Source organism: Pseudomonadota bacterium (assembly GCA_022361155.1).
Classification (GTDB): Bacteria; Myxococcota_A; Polyangia; order Polyangiales; family JAKSBK01; genus JAKSBK01.
The window spans coordinates 1-3,557 of the sequence record JAKSBK010000537.1 but is presented as its reverse complement, the minus strand read 5'-3'; the positions used below and the strand labels follow the sequence as shown (position 1 = coordinate 3,557).

Below are 3,557 nucleotides of genomic sequence, written 5' to 3'. Positions count from 1 at the left end.
GCGGGTTGTCGGGATCGAAGAAGGCCTTGGGTCTGCTGCACTTCCATACCGATCGTCCGAGCTCGTGGGGCAGGGTCGTAACACCGGGCCAGTCCGCGGCCCGGTTCACCAAGCCGGCTGCGACCGAGTTGCTCATCGCGTAGGCCAGCTTTTCCCAGGTGGCTTCCGGCGTGCGTAGCTGCACCACCGAGGGCCGCTCGTGATCCCATACGGGGCCTTCCCACTTGCGCAGCACCTTGACGCCGAGCGCTACCAGCCGGTGCAGCTCGGCCAGGAACCTGGGCAAGGTGCCTCGTGCATCGGTCAGCACCAGATGATGGTGCGATGACATCAGGACCGCACAGTGCAAACGTATCCCGTGCCGCTGCGCGCTGACGGCCAGGCAATAACGATAGAGCTCGGTCAGCTCGGGGTCTGGACGAAACAGGTGGGTGCGGCGCAGCGTGCGGCGCGTGACCATCACGGTCATTCCAGGGACGATGTAGCGTGGTTGCGTCATGCTTCGCACGCCGCACGAGGCATGCCGGACACCACCGCAGCTCATTTCGCACACTTACGCTACCGGTAGTGGCGAAAGTGCCGGCGCCCGCCGGCGGACGCCAACGAGGGTCGGATCGGCGCGCTGCGCCGGACAAGTTGTGACCGGAACGCTTCGGTCCAGGTTTCCCCTCCGAACACCGTTACGATAGCCCGCGCCAACTCCAGGATTGTCACTGCTTGTTCATGGCGGACGCAATGGTTGCCCGAGAGCTCAACCATGAAGCGAGCTAGCTCGCGTCGGCGGCGTTCGTTGCGCACCTCCATGAGTTCCAGGGCATTGGCTCCATCGATCGGGACGACAAGATCCTGCTGCGCGATGCTCCGCCGGATCGCGTGCAGCGCCTCAGCGAAGTCTTCTCCGTTCGGTCGACCGTAGTGCGCCCGAGCAAGGTCGATCCACTTGTTCAGGTCCAGGGAAAGTACCTTGGGGAACCCGTTCTTCTCGTCAGGCACTTCGAGTGCTGGACGTGACACCCGGTGCAGCGCGCGCGTGAGCAGCTTCCTGTAGGGCACTCCATCAAACAGCTGTTCCACGTGCTCTCGATCCTTTCCGCGACCGGGGACTATGATTTCTTAGTGTGGGCGGAACCCGCGTCAAGGGCCGCCCTGTTCGGATTGCCTCAAGTATGCTGTGCGTGATTGGCCGGTCGAATCCCGGGTTGTGGGTTGGAGAGCGCAGGCGCTGCGATGGGTGCCGGGCGGCGGGTGGTTGCGGTGGGGCGGCACGCTGTGAGGCGTTCTCGGCTGAGCTCGTCAGCCAGCCGGCTGCCGAGCCAGAGCCGGAGCGTGCCCTTGCGCAGGCAGCGAGTGACGCGGCCCCAAGGGGAAAGCACGGCGCGCTGCCTGGCCGGTTAGTCGACGGAAGCGGCTTTCGATCCTGGTCACGGGCCTTCGCTCGCGGTGAGGTGGCCGGACCACTTTCGTGCCAACCGGCCTCGAACTTTGCCTACTGAACTTTCTTTAGTCGTCGAAACGGCGGCAGCTTAGGCGCACCGGCGGACAGACGACGGCGAACGATCTCGTTCCAGCGGTGCTCCTTCCGAAAGCTCTGGAGATTCTGAGCACACCACCAGTCGGTGTCCTTGAAGAGTCCCGTCCAGGAGCGTTGGCTTTCATCGCTGCGGGACGGATCGGTCATCGTATCGCGGCCGACCAACACGTGGCGACGCTCCGCCTCCCCCTTGGGTGTGAAGTACCCCACCCAGCTCTTGACCACACCGTTGCGACAATGAATAGCGATACTATCGCCATCCTCCAACCGGCGCGTAAGAGCGACCAGCATACCTTTGCGATCGAACGTCGCCATATGTGCCGTCTTTCCAGCTCTGATTTCCAGTTTGTGAGTAGCGCCCGACCGTATCTTCTCACTGAGTAGCCGCCTGCCATTGGGTGCGTAGAAGGTCGACTCGTCGAGCGAGCCACCATGATTCCACGACTTCCACATCCCTTCCTTATGGCCCGCGATATACGAGCCTTGGTTCATGATCTGCCCATTGGCGTACCAACTGCGGGACGGCCCATGGCGTCGATAGCTACCATCCTCGGCTTCTTGCTGGCACCATTCCTCTGTCCCGTCTGGCGGATGTTTGCCCGCTAGCTCGGTCCCGAAAGGACAGTCGCGCCACATTAACCACTTGCCGTGAGCTTGCGCGTCCTTGAAAGATGTCCATCCCCACGAGCCGACCGCTGCCACGAGCGCCAAGACTACCAAGGCCACGAGCCAGCCAGCGGTGTCACCGGACATTGGTCTGTGCGCCTTCACCGCGTCTACGACGAGTGGTCAGCAAGAGGATGCGCAGCGTGCATTTGTTGTCTTCTTGACTGCCGAGTCCTCCTCTGAAATTTGCTTGGAGCGGCATCTTCCTTCGCCAGACTGTCGAGACGCCCACGGCTGTCACGTCCCTGCTGCTGCCTGACCCGACCCTATGGCAGAAACACCGATCAGTGCAGGACGCCAGAACCGACCGTTCTTGTTCGCAACCCGATGATGGTCTGACTGCCCTGCAAACGCGTCATATTTCTTTCCCCGGCTGCCCCCGCTTTTGTGGCTCCAAGGATAGCGCCGCTTGGCGCCGTCGTACAGTCCAGGCAGCTTCCCTGCCGCCGTTCGTCAGGCACGGGCCCTGCCTACGCGGCCACTTGAGGCTGGTGGCGCGCGAAACCTTCCGGCGTTGGCGGACGCCGGTGAGGAGGTGGCGGACGCCCACCGCTGTGACGCCCATGAGCCTGACGTTTCAAGGGCTACGTCTCGGTACGGTCGTTACATTGCGAGCAGGTATCACGATGCGCAACGGTACCTGCCTGGATCGACCGACATGGGGGCGCGATCCCGATTTGGGGCCAATCGGGGTGGCGTAAGTGGCTGAAATTGGATCGTTATTGAGAGGGGGATCGACAAGAACGACACGGAAGGCTCTCCTTGGGTTGCATGACCGAGGAGAGTTCCGTGTCGAACAACCTGCATGAGCAGATCCAGCAACAAATCGCGGCTTTTGGTGAGCTGGTCGAGGCCCATCTCAGGGCCTGGTCCAAGGTACGCACGCCTGTGGAGTTCCGGGAAATGGAACTGGACGTGGCGAAGCGGTGTCGGCAGCTCAGCGACGACCTGACCCGCCTTGAGGCTTGAGTACGCGACGGCGGGTGCGGTGGCGGCGGCTCGCAGTTGGATAACCGCGGTCGCGGGGCCGAACTCGTCGCGCAGGGACGGGCTCCTGATGAGCCGGAGCCGCACAACGGCGCGGTAAGTGTACACGAACCCAAACGCTGAACGTGCAGCGCTGCGTGGGACTGCGACGGTCCGTCGGATGCTGCTCGGATCGGAGGCTTGCCGTTGACGGCCGCTAGCCGGGCGCGGCCGCTGCGCCGTGGAAGTGGCACATGAACCAGGTCCCGTGCGGGGTGCGCCCCACGGATTCCTCGACGCCAGGCTTCGAGCGCGGCGCGGTAGGCCGTGCGGAAGGCGCGCACGGCCGCGACCGCCTCGGGGCCAGTCCTCGTTTCCTCCACGGCGTCACGAT

4 protein-coding genes are annotated in these 3,557 nt (G+C 63.5%); 1 reads left to right on the top strand and 3 read right to left on the bottom strand.

Annotated elements, in window-relative coordinates:
• The 3 genes from MJD61_20030 to MJD61_20020 all read right to left on the bottom strand — a co-directional run.
• Positions 1-499: transposase (locus MJD61_20030; GenBank protein ID MCG8557552.1), on the bottom strand; the 499-nt coding region annotated here is incomplete at its 3' end.
• A 59-nt stretch (positions 500-558) separates the two neighbouring features.
• A complete protein-coding gene (locus MJD61_20025; GenBank protein ID MCG8557551.1) occupies positions 559-1,074 on the bottom strand; it encodes a hypothetical protein in 516 nt (171 codons plus the stop codon).
• Positions 1,075-1,486: 412 nt separating this feature from the next.
• The gene (locus MJD61_20020) at positions 1,487-2,284 is read right to left on the bottom strand and encodes a hypothetical protein (GenBank protein ID MCG8557550.1); all 798 of its coding nucleotides are present in this window, start codon (positions 2,282-2,284) and stop codon (positions 1,487-1,489) included.
• A gap of 702 nt (positions 2,285-2,986) precedes the next feature.
• Here MJD61_20020 and MJD61_20015 point away from each other — a divergent pair.
• Positions 2,987-3,166: a hypothetical protein gene (locus MJD61_20015; protein MCG8557549.1), complete on the top strand. Its 180-nt coding sequence runs from the start codon at positions 2,987-2,989 to the stop codon at positions 3,164-3,166.
• The last annotated feature ends 391 nt before the right edge of the window (positions 3,167-3,557 follow it).

Bases quoted from the DNA above. Each gene is read 5' to 3' on its own strand.
- MJD61_20020 (MCG8557550.1), bottom strand. From the start codon at position 2,284: ATGTCCGGTGACACCGCTGGCTGGCTCGTGGCCTTGGTAGTCTTGGCG.